Annotated in this window: 25 protein-coding genes and 1 other annotated feature; of the genes, 13 read left to right on the top strand and 12 right to left on the bottom strand. The window is 36.9% G+C overall.

The genetic code is table 11. The features are described from left to right. Positions 1-96: 96 nt before the first annotated feature. From VF726_RS06915 to VF726_RS06895, 5 genes are all read left to right on the top strand, one after another. Positions 97-2,226 (top strand): spore germination protein, encoded by a 2,130-nt coding sequence (locus VF726_RS06915; protein WP_440166945.1) that lies wholly within the window; start codon positions 97-99, stop codon positions 2,224-2,226. Between the two features lie 16 nt (positions 2,227-2,242). Continuing rightward, positions 2,243-3,343, top strand: coding sequence for a spore germination protein (locus VF726_RS06910; RefSeq protein ID WP_440166943.1), 1,101 nt, complete (start codon positions 2,243-2,245; stop codon positions 3,341-3,343). Then, positions 3,313-4,398, top strand: a complete 1,086-nt coding sequence (gerHC, locus tag VF726_RS06905; protein WP_440166941.1) for a spore germination protein GerHC — start codon at positions 3,313-3,315, stop codon at positions 4,396-4,398. Before VF726_RS06910 ends, gerHC begins: the two co-directional genes overlap by 31 nt. Positions 4,399-4,488: 90 nt before the next feature. Beyond that, positions 4,489-4,674 (top strand): hypothetical protein, encoded by a 186-nt coding sequence (locus VF726_RS06900; protein ID WP_000038782.1) that lies wholly within the window; start codon positions 4,489-4,491, stop codon positions 4,672-4,674. A 189-nt stretch (positions 4,675-4,863) separates the two neighbouring features. Then, positions 4,864-5,286 carry an HAD family hydrolase gene (locus tag VF726_RS06895; RefSeq protein ID WP_048562049.1) on the top strand — a complete coding sequence of 141 codons (423 nt, stop codon included), beginning with the start codon at positions 4,864-4,866 and terminating at the stop codon, positions 5,284-5,286. Between the two features lie 44 nt (positions 5,287-5,330). Here the strand turns inward: VF726_RS06895 and VF726_RS06890 are convergent, their stop codons facing one another. After that, positions 5,331-6,278: a hypothetical protein gene (locus tag VF726_RS06890; protein ID WP_440166938.1), complete on the bottom strand. Its 948-nt coding sequence runs from the start codon at positions 6,276-6,278 to the stop codon at positions 5,331-5,333. A gap of 149 nt (positions 6,279-6,427) precedes the next feature. On the opposite strand from VF726_RS06890, the gene VF726_RS06885 reads away from it, so the two are divergent. After that, positions 6,428-6,856, top strand: coding sequence for a GNAT family N-acetyltransferase (locus VF726_RS06885; RefSeq protein WP_440166936.1), 429 nt, complete (start codon positions 6,428-6,430; stop codon positions 6,854-6,856). A gap of 25 nt (positions 6,857-6,881) precedes the next feature. Here VF726_RS06885 and leuS read toward each other — a convergent pair whose 3' ends face one another. From leuS to VF726_RS06835, 10 genes are all read right to left on the bottom strand, one after another. Then, positions 6,882-9,290, bottom strand: a complete 2,409-nt coding sequence (leuS, locus tag VF726_RS06880; RefSeq protein ID WP_440166934.1) for a leucine--tRNA ligase — start codon at positions 9,288-9,290, stop codon at positions 6,882-6,884. 65 nt (positions 9,291-9,355) lie between these two features. Continuing rightward, positions 9,356-9,575: a binding site (T-box leader), on the bottom strand. Positions 9,576-9,762: 187 nt separating this feature from the next. Next, positions 9,763-10,956 carry an MDR family MFS transporter gene (locus VF726_RS06875; protein WP_440166932.1) on the bottom strand — a complete coding sequence of 398 codons (1,194 nt, stop codon included), beginning with the start codon at positions 10,954-10,956 and terminating at the stop codon, positions 9,763-9,765. Positions 10,957-11,213: 257 nt separating this feature from the next. Continuing rightward, positions 11,214-12,437 carry a cation:proton antiporter gene (locus VF726_RS06870; RefSeq protein ID WP_440166930.1) on the bottom strand — a complete coding sequence of 408 codons (1,224 nt, stop codon included), beginning with the start codon at positions 12,435-12,437 and terminating at the stop codon, positions 11,214-11,216. A 3-nt stretch (positions 12,438-12,440) separates the two neighbouring features. Then, positions 12,441-12,938, bottom strand: a complete 498-nt coding sequence (locus tag VF726_RS06865) for a cation:proton antiporter regulatory subunit (protein WP_440166928.1) — start codon at positions 12,936-12,938, stop codon at positions 12,441-12,443. A gap of 33 nt (positions 12,939-12,971) precedes the next feature. After that, positions 12,972-13,538 carry a tyrosine-type recombinase/integrase gene (locus tag VF726_RS06860; RefSeq protein WP_166703412.1) on the bottom strand — a complete coding sequence of 189 codons (567 nt, stop codon included), beginning with the start codon at positions 13,536-13,538 and terminating at the stop codon, positions 12,972-12,974. A gap of 339 nt (positions 13,539-13,877) precedes the next feature. Beyond that, positions 13,878-15,728, bottom strand: coding sequence for an FtsX-like permease family protein (locus VF726_RS06855; protein ID WP_440166925.1), 1,851 nt, complete (start codon positions 15,726-15,728; stop codon positions 13,878-13,880). Positions 15,729-15,744: 16 nt separating this feature from the next. Next, on the bottom strand, positions 15,745-16,506 hold the full coding sequence (locus tag VF726_RS06850; protein WP_440166923.1) for an ABC transporter ATP-binding protein: 762 nt from the start codon (positions 16,504-16,506) through the stop codon (positions 15,745-15,747). Between the two features lie 440 nt (positions 16,507-16,946). Further along, positions 16,947-17,969: a DUF418 domain-containing protein gene (locus tag VF726_RS06845; RefSeq protein ID WP_440166921.1), complete on the bottom strand. Its 1,023-nt coding sequence runs from the start codon at positions 17,967-17,969 to the stop codon at positions 16,947-16,949. A 196-nt stretch (positions 17,970-18,165) separates the two neighbouring features. Further along, entirely contained in the window at positions 18,166-18,315 is a 150-nt protein-coding gene (locus VF726_RS06840) for a hypothetical protein (protein WP_001129344.1), read from the bottom strand. 15 nt (positions 18,316-18,330) lie between these two features. After that, positions 18,331-18,594 carry a YtzC family protein gene (locus tag VF726_RS06835; RefSeq protein ID WP_000840869.1) on the bottom strand — a complete coding sequence of 88 codons (264 nt, stop codon included), beginning with the start codon at positions 18,592-18,594 and terminating at the stop codon, positions 18,331-18,333. A 111-nt stretch (positions 18,595-18,705) separates the two neighbouring features. Here VF726_RS06835 and VF726_RS06830 point away from each other — a divergent pair, with 111 nt between their 5' ends. From VF726_RS06830 to VF726_RS06800, 7 genes are all read left to right on the top strand, one after another. Further along, entirely contained in the window at positions 18,706-19,665 is a 960-nt protein-coding gene (locus tag VF726_RS06830) for a TIGR01212 family radical SAM protein (protein WP_156573657.1), read from the top strand. Next, positions 19,662-20,234, top strand: coding sequence for a class I SAM-dependent methyltransferase (locus tag VF726_RS06825; RefSeq protein WP_098991530.1), 573 nt, complete (start codon positions 19,662-19,664; stop codon positions 20,232-20,234). The genes VF726_RS06830 and VF726_RS06825 overlap by 4 nt, the downstream gene beginning before the upstream one ends. 113 nt (positions 20,235-20,347) lie before the next feature. Next, on the top strand, positions 20,348-21,181 hold the full coding sequence (locus tag VF726_RS06820) for an ABC transporter ATP-binding protein (RefSeq protein WP_440166918.1): 834 nt from the start codon (positions 20,348-20,350) through the stop codon (positions 21,179-21,181). A gap of 18 nt (positions 21,182-21,199) precedes the next feature. Next, positions 21,200-21,880 carry an ABC transporter permease gene (locus tag VF726_RS06815; protein WP_440166916.1) on the top strand — a complete coding sequence of 227 codons (681 nt, stop codon included), beginning with the start codon at positions 21,200-21,202 and terminating at the stop codon, positions 21,878-21,880. Positions 21,881-21,904: 24 nt separating this feature from the next. Next, positions 21,905-22,579 (top strand): aspartate/glutamate racemase family protein, encoded by a 675-nt coding sequence (locus VF726_RS06810; protein WP_440166914.1) that lies wholly within the window; start codon positions 21,905-21,907, stop codon positions 22,577-22,579. Continuing rightward, positions 22,576-23,100 carry a hypothetical protein gene (locus VF726_RS06805; protein ID WP_440166912.1) on the top strand — a complete coding sequence of 175 codons (525 nt, stop codon included), beginning with the start codon at positions 22,576-22,578 and terminating at the stop codon, positions 23,098-23,100. Before VF726_RS06810 ends, VF726_RS06805 begins: the two co-directional genes overlap by 4 nt. A 114-nt stretch (positions 23,101-23,214) precedes the next feature. Continuing rightward, positions 23,215-24,516 (top strand): PepSY-associated TM helix domain-containing protein, encoded by a 1,302-nt coding sequence (locus tag VF726_RS06800; protein ID WP_440166910.1) that lies wholly within the window; start codon positions 23,215-23,217, stop codon positions 24,514-24,516. A 35-nt stretch (positions 24,517-24,551) separates the two neighbouring features. Here the strand turns inward: VF726_RS06800 and VF726_RS06795 are convergent, their stop codons facing one another. After that, entirely contained in the window at positions 24,552-24,785 is a 234-nt protein-coding gene (locus VF726_RS06795) for a hypothetical protein (RefSeq protein WP_140420756.1), read from the bottom strand. Between the last annotated feature and the right edge of the window lie 5 nt (positions 24,786-24,790).

Genomic DNA, 24,790 nt, shown 5'->3' with positions numbered 1-24,790 from the left:
CAAACCAAACTCCTTCTTCTTTTCATAAATAAATGAATAATATACAAAATTAGCCACAAAATAGCACTATATTACACAATTAAAGAGGGAATACATATGATTTGGAATTGGCTACGTAAGAAAAAAGAATCAAATACAACAGAGAAAAACGAAACAGACAACTCCGAGCAACAACCTAGCAATCAAGAGGATGATAACCAAAAACAGACTAGAAGTATGAAACATAATAAAGGTAGCAAGGTCGAGCAACAAAAAGAAGAGCATAAGGAGTCTTCCCAGGATCAGGATCAGCAGCAACAATCTCAACAGGATGACTCATCTCAAGATAAACAACAACACTCCAAGCAAGACAACTCGGCCAAAGATAAAAAACAACAATCTAAACAAGATGACTCAAATCAGAATAAACAGCAAAGCTCTAAACAAGATGACTCAAATCAGCATAAACAGCAAGATTCTAAACAAAGCAACTCAGCTCAGGATAAACAACAAAGCTCTAAACAAGATGACTCAAATCAGCACAAACAGCAAAGCTCTAAACAAGATGACTCAAATCAGCATAAACAGCAAGATTCTAAACAAAGCAACTCAGCTCAGGATAAACAACAAAGCTCTAAACAAGATGACTCAAATCAGCATAAACAGCAAAGCTCTAAACAAGATGACTCGGCTCAAGATCAGCAACAACACTCTAAACAAGGCGACTCACCTCAAAATAAACAGCAACACTCCGGAAATAATAGTATTTATGATTTTACAAAACCAGAAAAAGACCGTATTCATTCTCTACAAAATTTACTCGAGAAGCTCAAACAGTCTAGTGATTTTGTTAATTATCACACATCTGACGATGAAACAATGCCTTATTGGATTTCTTACTATCGACCTTCGCTTGATGGTGAGAAATTGCAAAAGTATTTAATGCCTACTCTTTTAGAACGACCTAACGCTTCACTAGAAGAGCTGAAAGAACATATTCCGATGAGCGGCATTACAATTACGAACGATTTACAAAAAATTGAGGATATGGTTTTAAAGGGGCATGCGATTGTTCAAGTAAATCAACACGATCAAAAGTGTATGCTCGCAAACATTGCAATTGATAATTATCGTGCGCCAACTCCTCCTTTAAACGAATCGACTGTTATTGGTCCGCAAGAAGGTTTTGTAGAGGATATTGATACAAATATTAATTTAGTTCGAAAACGTCTTCCTGTTTTAGATTTACAGACAAAAGAGATGATCATCGGTGAGTTTTCAAAAACAAAAGTTGTCATGATGTATTTAGACAACCTCGCCGAAAAGGATAATGTAGATTTTCTAGAAGAGTCTTTACGCGCTCTTGAATATGATCAAATTAATGATAGTGCTTATATACAAGAATTAATGGGAGAAAAGTCGATTTTTCCTCTCTATATCAATACAGAACGCACTGATAGAGTTACAAAAGCACTAATCGATGGGAAAATCGCTATTTTTGTTGATGGTTCTCCAAGTGTTTTACTAACACCTGTATCCTATTTCGATTTTTTCATTTCACCAGAAGACTATAATGTCTCTTGGCTATACGCTACATTTTCAAGGATTTTAAGACTAATCGCCGTTCTATTTTCAATCTGTGCTACACCGTTATACGTTGCAGTTTTAAATTATCATTATGAACTTATTCCAAGTGATTTACTTGAAACTTTGATTTTATCAAGGGCACAAGTACCGTTCCCCCCTTTAATTGAAGCACTCTTTTTAGAACTTGCAATCGACTTACTGAGAGAAGCTGGCGCGAGGTTACCGATGAAAGTTGGTCAAACGCTCGGTATTGTAGGCGGTATCGTAATTGGGCAAGCCTCTGTACAAGCTGGTTTAACGAGTAATATTTTATTAATTATCGTTGCCTTATCAGCACTCGCTTCCTTTATTACACCTATTTATAAAATGGGTAATGCGGTTCGATTACTACGTTTCCCGTTTCTCATATTTGCAGAAATAGGAGGACTTTTCGGGATTTCTCTTGGATTTATCTTCTTATTTACGCATCTATTTAGACTTACTTCCTTACGCAAGCCGTACGCTTTGTTCTACCCAACAAGACAACAATCTGTTAAAGATTCTTGGATTCGCTTTCCTTTAACAATGATTGATACACGTGATGTACAAGCAAGGCCACAACATGTAAAAAAAGCTGCAAAGGGGATTTCAACAAAACATAGATCGGATTTTGATGATTAAGGAATGAGGTGCATTGATGAGTAAAGTTCAAGAGAAATATCAAATATCTCCTATCTTTGTTTTCTTCTTAATTCACAGTGCACAGTTTGGTGCTGGTGTTCTCGGATTCGCTCGAATTATTGCAAAAGCTGCTGGATACGACGGCTGGATGGGAGTGGTAATCACAGGACTCTGTATCCATATTCTTATATGGATGATGTATGTCTTATTAAAAGAAACAAATGGAAACTTAATTGATTTACATCGACAAACATTTGGAAAATGGCTGGGAAATGGTATTAGTATCATCTTTATGGCTTATTTTCTAATCGTCAGTATTTCCGTCATTCGAACATACGTTGAAATTATTCAAGTATGGATGTTCCCTACCGCTTCCACCTTTATGTTAACAATCTTTTTATGCTTAGTTAGTTATTACATTATTTCTTCTGGCTTTCGTGTCATTACTGGTATTTGTGTTATATCTGTTGGTGGTACACTTGGGTATTTACTTCTCAGCCTATTTGTTTTGAAATACTCACATTGGGATAATTTACTCCCTATATTCACACATTCTTTTTCAGATATTTTAAATGCCGCCAATGTGTCAATATACAGTATGACAGGCTTTGAAGTTTACCTCATGGTTTATCCTTTTGTAAAAAAGCCTATGCAATCTCATAAATACGCTCAATACGGAGCACTATTTTCAAATCTTCTATATTTATTTAGTACCCTTTTAGCCTTTACTTTTTTTAGTGAAAAACAATTATTAAAAACAATATGGTCACAACTTTCTATGACCCAAGTCATTCAATTACCATTCATAGAAAGGCTAGAATATATTGCGATTTCAGGCTATGCACTCGTTATTATTACAAGTTTTATCCTTCCGTTATGGGCGGCAATGAGAGGCACTCACGAAATATTCCGTGTAAAACAAAGAGGTGTTTTAATCGCTTTTATCCTTATCACTCTCATTGTTTCACAACTTTTAACAAACAGACATGATATTAATAACTTTATTAGTAATGCATCAAAAGTTAGTTTTTGGCTCATTTATGTATACGTCCCAATTCTATTTATTATTGTGTGGGTGAAAAGAAAATGGAAAAAATCAAAAGCACAAGCAAATTAATACTTATTTCTTGTATAACATTCTTCAGTCTAACTGGATGTTTACAAAAAAATATTATTGATGATGTACAGCTTATTCAAGGAACTGTATTTGACGTTGCAAAGGATAATAAAGTAAAAGTAACATTCGTTTGTCCCATTCAGAAAAAAGGAAATAAAGTTCAAGTTTTTGAAGGTACCGCAAATGCGGTAAAACAAGTAAAAGCAAACACATCTTTAGAGTCTTCCCAACCATTTGCTAGCGGACAAATGCGTGTTGCTCTATATACGATAAGACTTGCCAAAACAGGAATGTCTACTTCATTCGATACATTACTACGAGATGTGAATATAGGGAACGCTTTATATGCTGCTTTATTAGATGGGAATGGTACTGAACTTTTAAAAGGAAAATATTCGACTTCATACAACGTTGCAATTTATATAAAAAAATTGCTAGAACATAATATGGAGACCGGACCTTTACCAGCGGATAATCTACATATAGGAGCATTTCGCTATTATCAAGAAGGAAAAGACTACTATATTCCCATTCTAAAAAAGCATGGTGATAAAATAAAAATTACCGGGATTGGCCTTTTTAAAAAGGATAAATATATCGGTAAAATTGCGGAAAAAGATATGTTCATATTTAAAGGACTATTAGAGAAACATAAATTAGATTCACATGAATTTAAAACAGATTCCGCGTACGTAATGATTAATAATATTCGTTCTGTTCCAACTTACGATATAAAAATTAAAAACGGGAAGCCTTCCTTTTTCATTAACGTTCGTCTTGATGCACGTATTCAAGAACTATCAAAACAAATTAACTTAGAAAATAACAAGAACACAAAAAACATTGAAAAAGATGTCCAAAAACAATTAAATAAACAAGCTGCTAAGTTAATTAAGCACCTTAAATCTTTAGGCGTCGATCCTCTCGGGCTAGGTGCAAAGTATAAGCAACATTATCGCCCATTCAAATTAGAAGAATGGAGACAAATGTATAAAGATGTTCCGGTTCATATAAAATACACCGTAAATATTACAAATTCTGGTGTGATTGAATGAGAAATGATTGAACTCCTCTCTCCAGCATGATACAACGGAAAGAGGAGTTTTTATTTTAGATAGAGAGAGAAGATATTTATGGGGGAGCTTATGTCTAAAAAATTAGTAAAGCCTATTTTAAATGGTATTTTATTTCTCGGCGTCTTTTTATTTGCTCATACATACTTAAAAAATGTTTCCTTCACACGTTATTTACTTGTCGTTATACCAATGTTGCTCGTTGGTATGTTTGGCATCGATCTTATTTTATCCATTTTAATAAAAGAAGAAAAATAACGAGCAGGGCCGTCCCAAAAGTATTTCGGGATGGCTTTCTTTTTTTAACAGGTTTTGTCGTTAAATCGATATAATCTTTCACTATCGCTATCTGAACTAAAAGATGAAACTTTTGAACAGTCCCTTTTCATTTCATAATCACCCTATGTTACAATGAGATTCGGACAAAGCGAGAAAGGATGAAACAACATGACAAACGAAAAAGGTTTAGATAAAGGATATGAACTTGTTGCAAAAATGCATGAAGAGTTCGGACATCCTGTGACAAATACTCCAACAAAACTAACAGAAGAGCGTGCAAAAATCCGTGCAAGTTTTATGCAAGAAGAGCTAGAAGAATTTCTAGAAGCAACGACTGTTGAAGATCAATATGATGCACTAATTGACCTTATTTACTTTGCATTCGGAACGTTTGCTGAAATGGGCGTACGTCCTGATAAAGGATTCGAAATTGTAAATAACGCAAATATGGCAAAACTATTCCCTGATGGGAAACCTCGATTCCGTGAAGGCGATGGCAAAATTCTCAAACCAGAAGGCTGGCAAGCACCAGAGCCACAACTTCGTGCTGAAATCGAGCGTCAACGCAAAGAAGCTGAAAAAAACTGCTAGGATTTCCTGGCAGTTTTTTATTATGTCTTTTTTCATTTGGTTCATTAATGACCCACGTGTCCCGCGTGCCCTGCTGCTCCACTAATGCTAGCCGCTCCTGCCGCTGCTCCTGCTGCTCCCGCTCCAATTCCACCTGCCCAAGGAGAAGATTGTTGCTGTTGTTGATATTGCTGATATTGTTGGTGTTGTTGACCCTGCTGGCCCTGGTGACCATGTTGGCCTTGATGACCGTGGTGTCCATGTTGACCGTGCTGACCATGTTGATCGTGCTGACCATGATGGCCGTGCTGACCATGATGGCCGTGCTGACCATGATGGCCGTGCTGACCGTGGTGGCCTTGGTGCATTTGATAAAGAACAGCTTGCGGATGAATGTGATGATGTCCGTGGTGATGTACTTGTTGACCATGATGGCCTTGATGGTGGTGATGACCGTGTTGACCTTGATGACCATGGTGACCTTGGTGATGGTGTCCATGATGACCTTGTTGGCCTTGATGGTGGTGATGTCCGTGATGTCCGTGGTGACCTTGATGGTGGTGTCCATGATGACCTTGTTGGCCTTGATGGTGGTGATGTCCGTGATGTCCGTGGTGACCTTGTTGGTGGTGTCCATGATGACCTTGTTGGCCTTGATGGTGGTGATGTCCGTGATGTCCGTGAACAACTTGCGGATACCCACCTATTCCTCCAGCTACAACACCTACTCCCGGTAACGGAAATCCTGTCTGTACGCCAGCTACTGATGTCGGAAACCCTCCTGTTACTGTAGGCATTCCAACTCCTGATGTCGAAAAGCCTCCCATTGATGTAGGCATTCCAGTTTGCATGCCAGCTACCGATGTTGGGAACCCTCCTGCTGATCCATCCATCCAGCTCGGAATTCCACCGTATCCTTGTTGGCCAGCTCCTCCCATTAACATCATTTGTTCATAACTACCCGATCCACCTCCGAAGAAGCCATGTGGTGCATTATTGTCCATCCCTTTCATTCCTTTCACCTCTTCTACTCAATTTAGCCTACCTTTTTTATCATATTTCCCATAGAAAAATAGGTGTTTGTCTGCACTAGAATTCCGCTCCTTTTTCTTCTTTCATGCTAAAATTAATTAACTGAATATTTTTTTAGGAGGTATTTCTATTGAAAAACGTAACAAAGGCTTCTATTGATGATTTAGATTCAATCTTACATATAGATATTGATGTAATCGGAAACGATAGTAGGCGAGATTATATTAAGCACACTATTGATGAAGGCAGATGCGTCATTGTAAAAGAAGATAATTCTATTTCCGGTTTTCTAACATACGATACAAGTTTCTTTGGTTGTACTTTCCTCTCATTAATCATTGTTTCGCCAACTAAAAGAAGGCAAGGCTATGCAAGCTCGTTAATTTCATATATGTTAAGTCATTCTCCTACTCAAAAAATCTTTTCTTCAACGAACAAATCGAATGAAAGTATGCAGAAAGTATTTAATACGAATGGTTTTATACGCAGTGGAATGATTGAAAACTTAGATGAAGGTGATCCAGAGATTATTTTCTACACAAAAAAGCTCAGAGCATAAACGCTCTGAGCTTTTCTTTTATTCATTAGTTTGCAACAACGTTAACAAGTTTTCCAGGAACAACAATTACTTTACGAACTGTTTTCCCTTCAATTTGGTCTTGAATTGCTTCAAGTGCCAGTTGTTCCATTTCTTCTTTTGATGCGTCTTTACTCATTGTTAGTTTTGCGCGAACTTTCCCCATAACTTGAACAACGATTTCAACTTCATCTTCTACAAGTTTAGACTCATCAAATGTTGGCCAGCTTGCATATGTGATTGTTTCATTATATCCAAGTTTGCTCCATATTTCTTCCCCGATATGAGGTGCAACTGGTGCAATCATTTTTACGAAACCTTCTACATATTCTTTTGGAAGTGTTTCAGCTTTGTATGCATCGTTAATGAATACCATCATTTGAGAAATCGCTGTGTTGAAGCGAAGCTCTGCATAGTCTTCTGTCACTTTCTTCACTGTTTGGTGATAAGCTTTTTCAAGCTCTTTATTTGGTGCATCAGTAATTTTCTCACTTAGTTCACCGTTATCTTGAACGAATAGACGCCATACGCGATCTAGGAAACGACGAGCTCCGTCAAGACCATTTTCAGACCAAGCAATTGAAGCATCTAATGGTCCCATGAACATTTCGTATAGACGAAGTGTATCTGCACCATGGCTTGCTACGATATCATCAGGGTTTACAACGTTACCTTTTGATTTGCTCATTTTCTCGTTGTTTTCACCTAGAATCATACCTTGGTTGAATAATTGTTGGAACGGCTCTTTCGTTGGAACTACACCGATATCGTATAATACTTTATGCCAGAAACGAGCATATAGTAAGTGAAGTACAGCGTGCTCCGCTCCGCCGATATAAATATCAACTGGAAGCCATTGTTTTACTTTTTCAGGATCTACAAGTGCTTCGCTGTTGTTTGGATCGATGTAACGTAAGTAATACCAGCAGCTACCAGCCCATTGTGGCATTGTGTTCGTTTCACGACGACCTTTTTTACCAGTTTCAGGGTCAACAACATTTACCCACTCGTCAATGTTAGCAAGTGGTGATTCACCTGTACCTGAAGGACGGATGTTTTCTGTTTTCGGAAGAACTAATGGTAACTCCTCTTCTTTCACAGCTGTCATGGTGCCATCTTCCCAGTGAATAACTGGAATTGGCTCACCCCAGTAACGTTGACGGCTAAATAACCAGTCACGTAGACGGTACGTTACTTTTTGATTTCCTGCGCTCGTTACTTCAAGCCATTCAATCATTTTCGCGATTGCTTCTTCTTTATTTAATCCATCAAGGAATGCTGAGTTTACGTGTGCACCATCACCTGTGTACACTTCTTTCGTAATGTCTCCGCCTTTTACAACTTCCTTCATTGGAAGATTGAATACTGATGCGAATTCATAGTCACGCTCATCATGAGCTGGAACTGCCATAACAGCACCTGTTCCGTAAGTTGCCAGAACGTAATCAGCGATCCAGATTGGTAATTTCTCACCGTTTACTGGGTTAACTGCGTAAGCACCAGTGAATACACCAGTTTTTTCTTTCGCAAGTTCTGTACGCTCTAGGTCACTCTTCATTTTTACAGCGTTAATGTAAGCTTCTACCGCTTCTTTTTGTTCCACTGTTGTAATTTCTGCAACAAGTGCATGTTCCGGAGCAAGTACACAGTATGTTGCACCGAATAATGTATCAGGACGCGTTGTGAAAACTGTGAATTTCTCGTCTGTACCGTCGATGTTGAAGTGTACTTCTGCACCTTCAGAACGACCGATCCAGTTACGTTGCATATCTTTTAAGCTTTCTGGCCAATCAAGCTCATCTAGATCTTCTAATAGACGATCTCCGTAAGCTGTAATTTTTAACATCCACTGTCTCATCGGACGACGCTCAACTGGATGTCCGCCGCGCTCACTCTTACCGTCAATAATTTCTTCGTTTGCAAGTACTGTACCAAGTGCTGGACACCAGTTTACAGGTACTTCATCAACGTAAGCTAAGCCTTTTTCAAATAATTTTAGGAAAATCCATTGTGTCCACTTGTAGTAGTTTGGATCTGTTGTATTTACTTCACGGTCCCAATCGTAAGAGAAACCTAATGATTTAATTTGGTTACGGAACGTATTAATATTATGCTCTGTAAATTCAGCTGGGCTGTTTCCAGTATCAAGTGCATATTGTTCTGCTGGAAGACCGAATGCATCCCATCCCATTGGATGAAGAACGTTATATCCTTGCATACGCTTCATACGAGATAGAATATCCGTCGCTGTATAACCTTCTGGATGTCCTACGTGTAGGCCTGCACCTGATGGATATGGGAACATATCTAGTGCATAAAATTTTGGTTTTTCTGTCTCATCTGGCGTACGGAATGTTTTATTCTCTTCCCAGTACCCTTGCCACTTCTTCTCAATTTCTTGATGATTAAAGCTCATGAGATACCCTCCTTGAAATTCTATTTATTTTCACCGCCCAAAATACAAAAAACCTCTCATCCCTAGAAAGGGACGAGAGGTTATAGATTCCCGCGGTACCACCCTAAATTAATGTACAAATATACATTCGCTTAGATCCGTAACGTGGATTAACGGCAATTGCTACTATTAGTTTCACAACTGCAACTCAAAGGCGAGTTCATAACGAAACGTGGATTGACTTGCACCGACCGTCAACTCTCTAAACCAGCTTCTATTACTACTACTCCTTCTCACTGTTATTACACATATGAGTGAATGTGAACTACCTTCCGCCTCGTATCTCTAAAGAGCTTACTTAAAGCGGGGCTTCTCGGTTAATCGTTACTCTAAATAACTAACGAATTCGTCTTAGGACAGCCGAGCTATCTCCCTTGTTCAAAAGGTTGTTTTATTTAAATATATTCTAAAACATGTTACATGTTCCGTCAAACTAAACTGCAATTTTTTCTTCAACTGTTTCTTCTACTTTTACTCGTTTATCATAAATGCTCGTTGCAATAATCGCTACTACAAGCATTACCATGATTGCTATAAACAATACTTCCATATTGTATAAATCAACAATTGCCCCGCCAACGACCGGTCCGAACATTTTCCCTACAGTCGCTGCGCTATTTACAACGCCTTGATAAAATCCAAGTTTATCTTTTGGCGCAAGTATATTTGCAATGGTCGGAACTGCCGGCCATACGAATAACTCACCAATTGTTAATGTTACCATCGCAACGAGGAACATCGTAAATTGCTGCGCTTGACTTAACACAATAAATGACGCCGCAAAAATGACGATTCCAATCATAATTTGCTGTTTTAAAGAACGCTTCATCCAGCGAATTAACATACTAACTAATGGCTGCGCACAAACGATCATCGCTCCGTTTATCGTCCATAATAAACTGTAGTGACGAAGGCTAATGTTTAATTCTTGCATATGCGTTGCAATTGCCCCTTGCCACTGTACGTATGTAACCCAGCATAAAGCATATGCTACACACACGATAAGAAGTGCTTTGAATCCTGGTGTAAGTGACCAGCCTTTTTCCGTTTCGACTTCTTTTTGCACTCCTGACTCTTTTTTGTCTTCCATACCACGGAATCCGATAAAAGCAATTAAGAAGAATACAAAGTATAAAATAAAGTTCGCTAAGAAAATATAATCAAAACGATACGATGCAACTAATCCACCACACGCTGTTCCGATCGCAATACCAACGTTTTGTCCAACATACATTGCATTAAATGCTCGCCTTCCGCCCTCTGGCCAAACCGTACCAACCATCGCATACATCGATGGGAAGACCATTCCAGAACCGAATCCGATTAACGCTAGCCATACAACATATAACGGCCAACCGTGGAAGAACACAAGACCTAAAATCGATACGAGTGTAATGACAATCCCTACTAAAGTTGATTTATAACCGCCCCATTTATCAAATAAAACACCGCCGAGCAAGTTTCCGATTACACCAGTAAGCGAGTTGATCATTAATACCATTCCGGCCACAGATAAAGATTTTCCTAGGTGATCATGCAAATAAATTGTATTAAAAGGCCATAAAAAAGAAGCACCCGTGACATTAATAATCATCCCAGCTACTAATAGCCATACTTTCCTTGGCATAGTCTCCCCTCCTATTCTATTTTTTCGTTCATCTATAACAGTAAAATTGTAGTCGTTTTTAAATAGGAAGGCAACTGATTAATAGTTGATGAAATTCAGATAATGGGGTGTTGGTAAATGAAATTATACTGATTGCTGCTTGAAAATATATCGGCGATTATTAAGATATATCGACTTACCAACAAAAAACGACATTAGTAACAGTATATAAATAAAGGGAGACTGCATGAAGTTTACGCAGCCTCCCCTTATTTATACTATCCAACTTCTTTTTCTCGCTTCGCACGTTCTTTAGCACTCCATTTAAATATCTTATCTAATAGAGAGTATATTCTCCCAGACTCTTTCGTTAATAATGGACCTAACGATGCTAATATTAAAACGTACAGTGCAGAGAACGGTTTAATCGCTGCCATTAAGCCGCCCGCTATGCCGATATTGGCTACAATAATGGAGAATTCTCCGCGCGATACGAGGGTTAATCCAATATTTGTGGAAGCCTTATGCGATAAGCCCGCTTTACGTCCCGCCATCATTCCGGCTGTAAAATTACCGATAAGTGTAATAAGAACTGCTCCTAAAGCCAACCACACTGCTCCACCAAGTGAAAACGGATCTATACTTAAACCGAAGCTAAAAAAGAATATAGCTCCAAAGAAATCACGAAATGGAACGACGAGGTGCTCGATGCGATCACTATGCTCTGTTTCAGAAAAGACGAGTCCTAACAATAACGCTCCAATTGCCTCAGCAACATGAATCGTTTCTGAAAATCCTGCTACAAAGAATAAAATAGCGAATATTACGATAATAAAAATTTCATTTGATGAAATATCTAATACTTTATTTAGAAACGGTGTAGCTTTTCTAGCGATTACAAAAAATAGCAGCATATACCCTACTGCAATTAATACCGATGTAAGAGCACCTACAAATGATGTTGCACCACCGAGTACTAACCCTGAAACGACTGACAAATATACAGCTAAAAAGATATCATCGAACATAATAATCCCTAAAATAAGTTCAGTCTCTTTATTACCAGATCTTCTTAAATCAACAATTACCTTTGCAACAATTGCACTTGATGAAATTGTTATGATTCCAGCAATGATTAATGTTTCTAATAAGGGGAAACCCATTATATATCCGTAAAGTAAACCTAATATAAAATTAAGTGATATATGAACGGTTCCCCCAAAAGCAATCGACTTTCCTGATTTAATTAATTTTTTTATTGAGAATTCTAAACCTAAATAGAATAGGAGGAATATGACGCCAATACGGCCGAGGAAGGAAATAACTTCTCCGCTTTCAATAAATCTTAAATCGATAAGCCCTAAATCCGGAGCATGAGGTCCTACTAGCATACCGAGTATAATGAGAAACGGAATAATCGAGAACTTTAACTTTGCAGCGAGAATAGCTGCAAAAGCGACTAATACTAACGCAGTTCCAACTTCAAAGACTAAAGTATCCATCGATTAGGAATCACCTCCTGCTGAAAGCAATTCATTAATAATTTTTTTCACTTCATGTCTTTCACCCGACAACACGAGCATATCGCCAGCTTCAATAATAGAGTCTGGACCTGGATTAAAGAATTTCTTCATATTCTTTTTCAAAATAGCAATAATCGTTACGTTATATGTTTTTCTGACATGTAAGCTACCAATTGTTTTTTGTACGACTGGTGCATGATTCTCCACCTTAAACCATTCAATCGATAATCCTTCAAAAGCCATCTCAATTGTGTCTAACGCTTGCGGTCTATATACCATTCCGCCTAATATAGCTGCAATTTGTCTCGCTTCAGAATCACGAAGAGAAATGCTTGAAACACTCTCATCGTGATCCACATCAAAATGATACATTTCTCTTCGACCATCATCATGAATAACGATAACCATTTTTTCATTACCTTTTGTAATTACTTCAAATTTACATCCAATGCCCGGTAATTCACTCTCTCTAATATTCATATTCCCGCCTCCTAAAATTTTTAGTTACGGCTTTTACAAATCGACATCAATCTCTGTTTTAAATTCTTCATCTTTTGAGATTCCCAAATACTTTAATGTCTCTGAAGGTGTCGCGTGATGAAAATGTTTTTGTAATAGCGCAATCGCTATCCCTCTTTTGTAAGCATGAAATCCAAACGTTTTTCTCATTGAGTTTGTTCCGATTTTACCAATAATCCCAACTGCTTCAGCAGCATTATGAATTACACGATACGCTTGTTGACGCGTAATTGAATTTGTCGTTTTATTAGATTGAAATACGTAACTTTCTCTTTGAGCATCAATAGATTGTACATACTCTACAAGTGCTTCTTTTACTTTTGTATTTAAATAAATATCTTGTTTAAATTTTTCATCTTTTACAGGAAGAGAGTAGAAATCTTTAACAGTTCCATCCTCATTTAATACCTCTTCAAATTTCATACTAAGTAGTTCAGTAATCTTTAATCCAGTGTTAATTCCAATAACAAATAAAAGATAATCTCGCTGCGAGTGCTCTTTTAAATACTTTTTCATAGCCTCAATTTGGCTTATATCTTTTAATGCCTCTACAACTTCCATACATGTATCTCCTCATCTTATGAACGGTAATTTTCTCATTATCCTGTCCATTTTACCTTATCATGCTATGAGATTTCCATGTATTATCCATTATTTTCACAATATACTCTTACGACAATTTTTCATTTGGAAATTTATGATTGTACAAATACGGTGTGGGTAGAAAAAATAGGGGGTACAAGTTCAGCTTCTTTCTATAGATTGGATTCCTCCTTTCACTTTTCAATTGCTGATACTTACATATTATGTTACTTATTTATATTATATTATATATTTCAGTAACATTAAAGTGTTTTTTCTGAAAATAATAAAAACCGAGCAGTTTCGCTCGGTTTTTTATTAATCTTCTTTCGGAAGAACAATTCCTTTATACAATTGAACGGTAATGAAGTAATAAATCGTGTAAATAACTACGAAAATTACGATTGGTACCCAAATACGGAAGTACGGATCGATTAAAATAAATCCGAAAATATTCATACCAACTAATACGTGAGCAATACCTACAATTGCTGGGAATAAGAATACTAAGAATAATTCTTTATAAATTGATTTTGTTAATAATTCACGGCGCACCCCGATTTTACGAAGCATTTGATAACGCGTAATATCTTTTGATGCCCCAGAAAGAATTTTAAACATTAAACAACTTGCCATCATCGCTAAGAAGGCAATTCCAAGGAAGAATCCCATAAACACTGTTCCGCTCGCAACGCCGTAGAACATGTCATACATTTGATGTTTACTATTCATTTGTTCAGCTGTTACATTTTTATATTTATCTAGCTGCAACTCGTCAATTTTTTTCCATTCTTTTGTGTACGCTACGAAATCATCTGTCTTTCCAGTAAATACGATTCCTTCTTTACCATTTACAGTATCGTACGTTTTTTGATCTACAATTTTAATTGCATGATCTTGATATATATAATACGGTTGGATTGTTCTAAATGCCTCATCCCATTCTTCAGGCATTGCTTTTTCATTTTGATTTTGCTCTGATCTCACTCCTGCTACTGTACCGACTGGAGCCTCTCCTGAAATTTCTTTAAATTTACCGAAATTCTCTTTACCTAAACCGTCTCGAATAAGTGGCTTTTGTTTCTCTAAATCTTCTTTTACATAATAAATATATTTGTCGTCCACTTTATAACGGTACTCAGCTTTATTTTTAAATGATATGCCATCTAAAATTTTCTTTTCTTCAGCTGTTGGATTATGAACTACTGAGTCATAAATCTCTACACCATCAACCATTTTTATAACGTTATTTTTAAACGCCATACCACCTGAAATCGCACCAGCTCCAAGTGCTACTAACATCGCTACTGTCGCAAGTACTTTCGTTAAACTATTAATACGGAAGTTTAACTGTGCGAAAGTAAAGGCGTTAAGCCCTTTTTCGCTACGCTTTTTATTACTTTTTAATTTTTTAATAACAACCGGGAGAAGTGATCCAAACAGCATGTAAGTACCAGCTGTTGTTGTAACTAACGCAATAAGAACTCCCATCTCTCTTAACGTTTCCATATTCACCATAGCTGCATATCCAATGCCTAATAAAATAACCGCAAGGAATGCAACTAAACCTGTCATTTTTCCTTTTACTGCAACACGTTCTGTTTGTGCGTCTGCATGTACAAGTTGCAGTACAGAAATACGTGATAACTTAATACTGTTCATAATTGCTGATAGTACAAATAATGCAAAGAAGAAAATAAAAGTAACAGTCATAGATGGAAGGTAAAATGCTTTATAACCTTCACCAGCAAACTCTAATTGTTTCATTAATAGCTGTCCGATACCTTCTGCAAGTCCTACACCAACTATAATACCAATCGCAAGAGACGCAGCACCTAAGACAATCGTTTCAATAAACATAAGTAATGTAACTTTATGCTTTTTTGCTCCTAACATCATATACATACCAAACTCTTTTTGACGAAGAGATAGTAAGAAAGAGTTCGCATACAAAATATAGAAGAACGTTATAATAGCTAGTAAAAATGAACCTGCTTGGAATACAAATCCAATAGAACTAATAACAGAATTAGATTCAAGAAACGCTTTATTCAGCGCTAACGTTTGAAACATGTAAAAAATTGAAATCGACATAACAAGACCAACAAGTAAGACGACGTAATCTTTCAGCTTACTTTTTAGCCCTGACATGGAAAGTTTAAATAACATACTGGGCCCTCCTTTCTTACGCTTTTTGTGTACCTAAATCTGCAAGTACATCTAAAATTTCTTTATAGAATTCTTCACGCGTACCACCGCGGTGAATCTCTTTATATAGCTCACCATCTTGAATGAATAAAATACGCTGACAGTAACTTGCACTGTACGGATCATGTGTAACCATCATAATAGATACGCCTTGATCTTTATTTAAGTTTGTCATTGCATCAAGTAAACTCGTCGCATTTTTAGAATCAAGCGCTCCTGTTGGCTCGTCTCCTAAAATAATTGCAGGCTCATGTACTAATGCGCGTGCTGCTGCCGAACGTTGCTTTTGTCCACCAGATACTTCAGATGGATACTTTTGAAGAATTTCTGTAATCCCTAACATATCCGCTACTTTTTCTACTTTCGGTCCAATATTACGTGACGAGACACCTTGAAGAGATAATGGAAGTGCGATGTTTTCATAAATAGATAAGTTCTCTAATAAGTTAAAGTCTTGGAAGATGAATCCTAATTTTTGTGAACGGAAATCAGAAAGCTCACCTTGCTTCATTTTCGTAATATCCGTACCCGCAATTTCAACAACGCCCCCCGTTGCTTTATCAAGCGTTGAAATTACATTTAATAATGTCGTTTTACCAGAACCCGATGGTCCCATAATTCCAACAAACTCACCCTCTTGAATTGAGAATGATACACCTTTTAACGCGTGTGATTGGTTCTCACCTTTTTTGCCGTACACTTTTTGGACGTCTTTTACGTCTACAACTGGTTTCGTCATATATATCCTCCTACGCTTGTTTTTCCATTACCTATTTTGCGCCTTTTAGAGATGAACTGCTATTTGTTAACATTACAATTACCTTACACTTTTGTAAGATAAAAAGGCGTGATTGTAAGCTTTGCTTTTCATACTAGTGACATATTGAATCGGTAAATGAAATTATATCGGCGATTTTTCAAATATATCGACCGTAACTCCAATTATATCGGCGATTTTCGAAATATATCGAACGTAACTCCAATTATATCGGCGATTTTCAAAATATATCGACTTATCGACAAAAGCTGACAATAAAAATGAGCTGTTCCATAAAAGGAACAGCCCACTTCTCTCTTTATCCCACTTTAATGGGCAGTAAGACCCCCACCTCAAAATTCAGCGAAAGCAAAAAGGTTAAGTGGGGGATGAAGAAAACCCCCACTGATTAAAGTTTCACTTTATTTCTTTAAAGGTGTTACCGTCCAGTACGTAATAACACGCCAAATCCATTCTAATGGACCCATTTTAAAGATTTTCATCCAAACTACACTAAACACAATTTGAATTACGTAAATTGCAATACACACATATAACGTCTGCATGTAAGTTAAATTTCCCGCAAAGTTACATACACTTCCTGCGATTAAAATCATTGCAGTTTGACCGATATAATTCGTTAAAGCCATACGACCATAATATTTCAGTGGCGCTAACAATGTTTGAACTGGTTTTAATTGAAGTAGTAAAATTAATGCTCCAACATAGAAAGCTGAAATAATTGGTCCGACTGTAATACCCATTTTTAAAAATTGGCTTGCAGCATCCATTGTTCCATCTTCAGTTTCCATTATCCCATTTATAAATGGTTCAGCAGGAACATGCCCATATTGATACCATACAGCTATGACACTTAAAACAAACATAATACCTGTAAAAATAGCGACTTTCTTTATATTTTGTGTAAGATTTTCAAATACACGATACTGTCCTGCAGCAAGCCCTAATAAAATTAAGCCAAGTGGTAATAGTTCTTTCGCTCCCATTACACTGAAGGTAATCGTTAAAATAAGCCCTAGTACTAGGTTCACTTCTTTTTTCGCCTTATAAAACGGTAAAACAATTAACCCGCAAATTGCGTATAACGCTAGTGCTTCTCCAGGCTGAAACATTTGATGAATCAAACCGAAAATAAATAGTGCAACTAAGCGGCGGAAAAATAAAACATATCCATTTTTCCCCTTTGCGATTGCTCTAGAGATAAAGATATAGAATCCCACTCCAAATAAAAATGAGAAGATTGAGAAGAAACGACCTTCTACAAATAAGTATAAAAACCTTTGATAACTAGCATCCACTGTATTAGGATCTGGAATGTTAATGTTAAGTAGTGCAAGAATATTTACTAAAATAATCCCCAGTAATGCGAAGCCACGAATGTAATCTAACTCATCAATTCGTTTGTTTGAAATGTTGTTCCCCATAAAGCAACTCCTTGTATAAAATGTAATCCTCCCTTACTCTACTGGAAAAGGACAAACGTAACTATCGGCAAACCTTACAGGAATCTTACATTATTGTCATATAATAAATTAAAGCTTTAATCATTGTTATTTTATCTCTTGATTAGCTCACACCCATCACATAGCAAAATAAAACCAGGTCATAATGCGACCTGGTTTACTCTGATTGCTTCGATTTTTGCGGTTGTCCTTTTTTACTATTACGCTGTTTCACTTGAACAACTGGATCAAGTTCATTCGAAAACTCAGCGTTATGTCCATTTTGCGTTTTTTGCTCTGGGTTATTTTGATCTGAACGTTTCGCCATTACATTCACTCCTTATTAGTGCGGCGTAATAATCATTTGATGTTGCAATTGGCGAATTGCCATACGTGCTCTATTTAATTGCTCACGTTGCTCATCATTCGCATGTTGTTGCATCGTTTGTAAATCGTTATACGCTTGCTCTAATTGTAACTGCGCATCTGAATACTCCATCGTATTGTAATGCTCTTGTCTCATGCCTTGGTCTAATTGTTCTTTCGCATATTCCACCGCTTGTTCCGCTTGTGTAATATACGATTCAAGTGATTGACGCTCTGCCATAATTGTCCCTCCTTGCTTCAATTCCCCTTTAGTGTGTCCCTTCCATCTGAACCTTATGAGTATGTTATAATGTATTTTGTTTCATTTTGACTCGGCTTAGGAGGGAAAATAATGAAGGTTCAAAACCCTTTTCCATATACAAACGACAATAAACGTTATCACACATGGAATTACCATTTACGCAATGAATTTGGTGAAAAAATCTTTAAAGTTTCATTAGACGCTGGCTTCGATTGTCCGAACCGTGACGGTACAGTTGCTTACGGCGGTTGTACATTTTGCAGTGCCGCTGGATCTGGTGACTTCGCTGGCGATCGCCGCGATGATGTTATAACGCAATATCATGAAATGAAAGAAAAAATGCGCTCCAAGTGGAAAGATGGAAAATGTATCGCTTATTTCCAAGCTTACACAAATACACACGCACCACTTGAAGTGTTAAAAGAAAAATTCGAACCGCTTCTAGCAGAAAAAGACGTTGTCGGTCTTTCTATCGCAACTCGTCCTGATTGTTTACCGGACGATGTCGTTGAATATTTAGCGGACTTAAATAAACGCACGTATCTTTGGGTGGAACTCGGACTACAAACTGTCCATGAACGAACTGCAAATCTTATTAACCGTGCTCACGATTATCCTTCTTACGTTGAAGGCGTAAATAAATTACGTAAGCACGGTATTCGAGTTTGCTCTCATATTATTAACGGTCTTCCACTTGAAAATTACGACATGATGATGGAAACAGCTCGTGAAGTAGCGAAGCTTGACGTACAAGGAATTAAAATTCATTTACTTCATTTATTAAAAGGAACGCCAATGGTGAAGCAATATGAAAAAGGACAACTCGAGTTCCTTTCTCTTGAGGATTACGTAAGTCTCGTTGTTGACCAGCTTGAAATTATTCCAGAAGACGTAATTGTGCACCGCATCACAGGTGACGGTCCACCTGATTTAATGATTGGTCCAATGTGGAGCTTAAATAAATGGGAAGTATTAAATTCCATCGATGCAGAATTTGTACGCCGCGGAAGCTGGCAAGGAAAATATGCAAATGAGGAGAAACAAAAATGAAATTAGAACGTGTATTACCGTTTGCTCGCACTCTCTTGCAAACGGCAGTAAAAGAAGGCGATTACGCTGTAGATGCAACTTTAGGAAACGGGCATGACACATGCTTCCTAGCTGAAATCGTTGGCGATAACGGAAAAGTATTTGGATTTGATATTCAAAAAGAGGCAATTGAAAGTTCTACCATCCGCCTAAAAGAAAAAGAACTTTTCGAACGTACTGTTTTAGTTCACGATAGTCACGATACACTTCTATCCGTATTACCAGAAGATGCAAAAGGAAAAGTAACAGGCGCAATTTTCAATTTGGGTTACCTTCCAGGCGGAGACAAGCATATCGTTACAAAACCGAACTCAACAATCTCAGCAATCGAACAATTATTAGAAGTAATGGCACCTGAAGGTATCATCGTCCTTGTTATTTACCACGGACATCCAGAAGGACAAGTAGAACGCGACGCTGTACTTACATTTGCCGAAGAACTAGACCAAAAACAAGCTCACGTACTGCGATACGGCTTTATTAACCAACAAAATAACCCGCCATTTATTGTGGCGATTGAGAAACGATAATATATCGACTTATAGAAAAAAGATAACAAAAAGACGTGCATTTATTGCACGTCTTTTTGTTATTCTCCTATATAATGGATATATACACTATTTAAAGAAAGAAGGATAGAACTTTGCTAGTAGAACTACGGGGAATTCAAAAGAAGTATGGCAAATCACTTATACTAGACAACATTGATTTATCCATTCCAGAAGGAGAAGCACTCGCTATTATTGGCGGGAACGGGACTGGAAAAAGTACTCTCCTCAAAATAATTGCAGGTTTTATTTCACCTACGGCAGGGACACTTCAAAGAAAAGAACATATACAAATCGGCTATGTACCTGAACATTTTCCTGAAGGGATCCGTTTTACATTAGAGGATTATCTATATCATCTCGGCCACATTCACGGTTTATCAACAAAATATGTAAAAGATAAAATTCCGATGCTCCTTGAATCTTTTCATTTACTTCATGCAAGGCATTCCGTTGTACGCAACTTTTCAAAAGGTATGAAACAAAAAACAGGCATTATGCAAGCATTACTTACGGACGTTCATTTACTAATTTTAGATGAACCACTTTCTGGGCTCGATCCTAACTCCCAGCAAGAATTAGAACATATTTTACTATCATTAAAACAACAAGGTATAACTATACTCTTCACATGTCATGAAAAACAACTATTAGAAAACTTCGCCGATAGAATTATGACGTTAGCAAATCATACAATTGCAGAAAATACCTCTGTACAAAAAGTAGCAGAACAGGTCTATATTGAGGCAATCGTTCACGACACATTTTCAGCGATAGAACTACAAAAGCAATCCGGTTTTATACACGTTGCACACAATTCAAATCAAAACCTTATTCAATTACAAATCGAAAAAGAATATACAAACGATATACTTCAGTTTTTATTACATAAAAAAGCATCTATCACACTGCTACAACCTAACTTTTAAATCGAAAGAAGGTTTATTATGTTTGCGCTTATTCGTTACCATTTTCTCGACTATACAAAATCGTATAAGTACATCCCTCCTATTGCGATGTACTTTGTGAGCTTACTTTTTGTATATACATATAAACCGACTCCTATTGTACCGACATATTTAGAAACCGCACTCGCACTTTATTTATTATCAGCCTGGGTTACAGTCACAATTTTTCATACCGAAGACCATGTTCAAGAGCAAATTACTATTTCTCACACAAATAATATTTCCGCACTATATGTTGGTAAATATATTACCGCTCTTCTCATTTGTACTGTGTTATCGTTTATATCCGTAATCTATCCCATTATTTTGCAAATGTTTAACGAACAAATAACAGTTTCTTTATTTCTAGTCGGATTTCTCGCTCACATGTCTTTCTCTATACTAGGAATTTCAATCGCAACATTATTTACTAGAAATATGATTCAAAAAGCAGGCACTGCTTGGCTTAGCCTTACATTTATATTGCTTATAACGATTGCATCTATCCGGTTTAAAAAAGAGTTACTATGGTTTTTACCACCTGTCGAAAGCTTTCTAATGCTTGGACAATACAAATATAATATACTGACTCACACGCTATGGCTCACAGCTTGGGCTATCGTATATTCATTTTTATTATTTACCTTATTTCTTTTTATCGTTCGCAAAAAACGTTTTTGATTACATATTAAAGGAGACGAAACAATGATCGGAATACTAGCAGGAATGGGGCCAAAATCAACTGGACCATTCGTCGATACAGTTGTAGCAGGGTGCCAAACAATATACGGAGCAAAGCATGATATGGATTTTCCTCATATGATGATTTACTCGTGCCCAACACCGTTTTACATGGATCACCCTATTGATCACGAAGCAATGAAAAAAGCGATTATTGAAGGGGCGCAAAAGTTTGAAAGTACTGGTGTAGAATTTATCGCTATGCCGTGCAATACAGCGCATCTTTATTTTGAAGAATTACAGCGATCTCTTTCTATTCCTATTTTGAATATAGTTGATGAGACGTTACAAGCAATTCCTGAAACTGCCAAAAGAGTCGCTCTTCTCGCAACCGAAGCAACTGTTCAAGCTGGAATTTACCAAGATGGGATTGTAAAACGTAATATAGAGTACATTCATCATGAAAAATGGCAAGAAATGATTAATCAAATTATTTCTTGTATTAAAGGCGGAGAAATTGAAAAAGCTCGCGAATTGTGGAATGAGCTCGTTTTACAATTGAGAGATGAAGTTGATACGGCAATTATCGCATGTACCGATTTGAATGTGATCGCGAGTGAGGATTTTGTTGATTCCTCTCAATGTCTTGCGAAAGCCGTTGTTAGGATGTATGTAGAAACTATAAGGGGGTCCCAATGAATATACCTTTTGAAATGGGATACACGTTTGATGAAAACCTTAGAGAAAAACCTATATCCCTTGCTGAAATGAAGCAAGGGATTGTATTTTTGAAAGAGCATTTACATGAAAGTTCGTTATACGGAAAAAACTCCGGATTAATCGGTGTTTATGAACGAATCGCTGGCAACCTTTCTGACAGTGAGTATTACTTACAGAAGGCCATTGAATATTACACACAAACAGATAACATCCAAGGGCTTTTTATTAACAAACTTCGCCTCGCACATACATATCATTGGGAAAGAAAGGTTGCTGCTGCAAATACAATCTTTGCCGAACTTCTACAAACACTGCCAGACTTACCCGCTTATGAAGATTTTTTCTACCAACATTACGGAAAAAGTAAATTAGATGAAGGTGACTTCCACACCGCCCTTACTTGTTTTCAAAAAGCGCTTCAAATCAGGCTACAAAAAGGAGATGAAGAGCTAATTCATTCAACTAAGCTTTGCATTACTTATTGTATGTCTCGCCGATAAAAATCCTTAAAAAACTTTTAACTTTCTTCACAATTCTTTCAAAGTAATCACACTTAATCTCGCTATATTAAATAAGTAGTTATTCATATAGGGAAGGTTAGGGGAACTGAAAGTATGAAAGTAAATCGTTCGCTTCATTACATTTTTTGGCGTTGGCATTTTTATGCTGGGCTTTTTATTACGCCGCTTCTTATTACTTTGTCACTGAGCGGAATTGGGTATTTATTTCGGGAAGAGGTTGAAGATTTCATCTATAAAGATTTATATTTTGGGAAGAGCGCCCAAACAGAATCTATTTCGATGTCTGATTCTATTTCCTTAACAGAGAAAAAATATCCACATTATAGCGTGGCGAAAATTAGTGAATTTAATGAGGATTATAATACGAGACTTACGATTGCAAATGAGTATACTGGACAACAAAAATATGTGTATTTAGACAGCAATAATCAAATTGTTGGGGATCAAAACGCAAGTGAAACATTTGCCAATGTAATGAGGGAATTACATAGTTCTCTTTTAGTTGGTGGCACTGTCGTCAACTATACTGTAGAACTTGCGGCATGCTGGACAATCTTCTTAATTGTTACTGGGCTCTATATGAGTATACGCCAATTCAAAAACACACCGGCATCCAATAAGCGAGAAAAAGCAAAACGACGTCATTCTATTATCGGTATTATATTTACAATTCCACTCGTTCTGCTAGTCGCAACTGGATTGCCATGGTCAGGATTTATGGGGAACCAAATTTATAAAATCGCATCGTCAAATGAATCACTCGGATATCCAAAATTGTATATGGCACCGCCTGAATCAAAGGTAAAAGAATTGCCGTGGGCAACAAGAAAAGAAGCTCCTCCTGAATCGAATTCAAATGAACCGAAAGCAATTTCTGTCGATGAATTACAAAAAGAAATTGAAATAAGGAAACCATATGTTATTTCACTACCAGCTGATCCGAAAGGTGTATTCACCGTTTCGAAATCGAGCGGTTCTGGTATTACGGGTATGCACGTCGCACCAAATGAAGAAATAACAGCTTACTTTGATCAATATAGCGGAGAACTCATTTCGAAAACGGACTATCGTGATTATGGCTTATTTGCACAATGGTTCACTTACGGTATCCCGCTTCACGAAGGTCATTTATTCGGATGGCCAAATAAAATAGTATGCTTACTAACGACATTATCTTTATTACTTCTCATTTATTACGGAATAAAAATGTGGTTAGCAAGAAAACCGAAAGGAAAATTAGCAGCACCACCAAAGCAAAGAGATAAGAAAAGCGTACTCGTTTTCTTTATCATGATGATTATACTAGGCGCTGTCATGCCTTTATTCGGACTATCTGTTTTAGTTATTTTTGCGATTGAACTTCTTATATATGTATTTTCAAAAATACGATCATAATAAAAAGCATTTGTACTCTCCTGTACAAATGCTTTTTATTTACTATTTTCTTTTTTTCTACCACTTATTAAAAAGACAATATCTACTATAATAATCAATGCAATGATAACTTGCGCTACATAATCCATCGTTGTAGGACCACCGGCTTTATTCATCATCATATACATTCCAGTTACAAATGAAATGGAAAGTAGCACGAGTAATGTTACTTCAATATGGTCATATAGCTTTTGAAACAATCTCTTCATTTCCGCCACCACCTTTACCATATTAT

The sequence above is a fragment of the Bacillus sp. Brlt_9 genome (genome assembly GCF_051948935.1).
GTDB lineage: Bacteria > Bacillota > Bacilli > Bacillales > Bacillaceae_G > Bacillus_A.
Note: the sequence above shows the minus strand (reverse complement) of the source record. Positions and strands in the feature narration are given on the sequence as shown.